The sequence below is a fragment of the Oleiphilus sp. HI0080 genome (genome assembly GCF_001635135.1).
Window position 1 is genome coordinate 1 of record NZ_LWFU01000399.1, and the last position, 2,361, is coordinate 2,361.

2 protein-coding genes are annotated in these 2,361 nt (G+C 49.5%); both read left to right on the forward strand.

Annotated features, from left to right (window positions below; all coding sequences use genetic code 11):
- Window positions 1-1,864, forward strand: a 1,864-nt coding sequence (locus A3751_RS07090) for an ABC transporter ATP-binding protein/permease (protein WP_369821231.1), incomplete at its 5' end; no start/stop codon positions are given.
- Window positions 1,861-2,361, forward strand: a 501-nt coding sequence (locus A3751_RS07095; RefSeq protein ID WP_369821232.1) for a polyphosphate kinase 2 family protein, incomplete at its 3' end; no start/stop codon positions are given. The genes A3751_RS07090 and A3751_RS07095, both read left to right, overlap by 4 nt.

Sequence of the window (2,361 nt, forward strand, 5' to 3'; positions counted from 1 at the left end):
GGAAAATGCCATGCGCGGGATGCGTTCCGATTTCAACCCAAACCAAAAGATCGACTGGTCTGTAGTTCGGCAGGTTGTTCCCTATATTTTTGAGTTCCGCTCTCGCGTTGCGCTTGCGCTTGCGTGCCTTGTCGCAGCAAAACTTGCCAGCATTGGCATGCCCTTTGTTCTAAAACAAATTGTCGATAATCTTAACGGACAATTTGATGCGCAAGCCTCTTCCGGCTTGGATAGCAAAACGGCAATGGCGCTAAGCGTGCCTATTGCGCTGTTAATCGCATACGGTTTTATCAGGCTTGCCAACTCGGTGCTTGGCGAGATTCGCGACACGCTCTTTGGCCGCGTAACCGAACGTGCCATGCGCCGCATTGGCCTGAGGGTTTTCGAGCATCTCCACCAGCTAGATCTCGCTTTCCACCTCAATCGAAGAACTGGCGGTTTATCACGCGATATTGAGCGCGGAGTGAGCGGCATTAACTTTCTGATGCGCTTTTTGGTGTTCAATATTGTACCGACCTTTCTAGAACTTTTTCTGGTGATGGGCATACTATGGCAACAATACAGCATCTCTTTTGCACTCATCGTTTTGGCGTCGGTTGTTGCTTATGTCTGGTATTCAAAATCCATCACCGACTGGCGCACCAAGTTTATCCGTGAGGCAAACGAGGCAGACAACACGAGTACCACCCGCGCCGTCGACAGCCTGCTTAATTTCGAGACGGTGAAGTACTTTACCAATGAGCAATTTGAAGCCAATCGGTATGACGGCGCACTGGCATCTTGGGAGCAGGCAAAACGTAAAAATCGACTCTCTCTGTTTGCACTGAATGCGGGCCAAGCGCTCATCATCGCGCTCTCAATGACTGCCATGCTCTCTCTCGCCGCTTACGAAGTTACCCAACAACGCATGACCATTGGTGACTTCGTGCTCGTAAATGCCTTTATGATGCAAATATTCATGCCGCTTAACTTTCTTGGCTTTGTGTATCGAGAGATCAAGAGTTCGCTCACCAATATTGAACGCATGTTTGATCTGCTTAAAGTAGAATCGAGTGTTCCAGACAAAAGTAACGCAGACTTAAATCTCATCACTGGCCGCATCCACTTCGAACATGTCGATTTCGCCTACGATGCCCAACGGCCAATCCTGAAAAGCCTTTCAATTGAGATAGGGCCTGGAGAGCGGATTGCTATTGTGGGTCGCAGCGGTTCAGGAAAATCCACTATCGCCCGCTTACTGTTTCGCTTCTACGATGTATCGTCAGGAAGTATCCGAATTGATGAGCAGGATATCCGCGACGTAAGCTTGCATAGCTTAAGAGATGCCATTGGCGTGGTGCCGCAAGACACCGTTTTGTTCAACGATTCCCTGCTCGAAAACGTGCGATATGGCTGCCCAACAGCGACCGATCAAGAAGTCGAAAAAGCGATTGAACTTGCGCACCTAAAGGAGTTTGTTACGTCATTGCCTTCGGGCTTACAAACGCATGTTGGCGAAAGAGGCTTAAAACTCTCGGGGGGCGAGAAGCAACGGGTCGCCATTGCGCGCATGATACTCAAACAGCCATCAATATTGGTTTTTGATGAGGCAACCAGCGCCTTGGATAGCCGCTCTGAGCAAGCCGTAATGCGCGCTATTCGCGAGGTTTCAATTGGCAGAAGTACCATCATCATTGCACACAGACTCTCTACCGTGATCGATTGCGACCGCATCTTGGTTATGGATGCGGGTCGTATTATCGAGCACGGCCATCATCAGCAATTGCTTGCGCAACAAGGTGCATATGCCGAACTCTGGGAGATGCAACACAAGCACGAAGAACGATCCGAAAACCAGCCGAATGTCGACGGAGAGGTCAAATGATCATGCAACGCCAAAGACTAAGTGCGCTTGAACACCCGAAGGCGAATAAAGACACATATCGAGAAGAGCTGGAAAAACTTCAACTAAAACTTATGGCCTTACAACATGGTGTGTATCAACAAAGGCATCGTTGCGTCATTGTTACCGAAGGCATCGACGCCGCAGGTAAAGGTGGCCTTATACGCAGGGCAACCGCATTTATGGACCCGAGAGGTTATCGGGTTCATCCCATCGGCGCGCCAAGCGAGGAAGAACTAGCCGAACACTATCTCCAGCGCTTTTGGCGGCGCCTTCCGAAACAGGGGCAAACCGTTATTTTTGATCGCTCGTGGTATGGCCGAGTACTTGTCGAGCGAGTCGATCAACTCGTAAACAAAAGCACCTGGCAGCGTGCATATAAGGAAATAAACGAGTTTGAACAACAAATGGTGGATGACGGAATTATTGTCATCAAACTGTTTCTCAGCATCGACAAAGAGCAACAGCTAGAGCGCTTC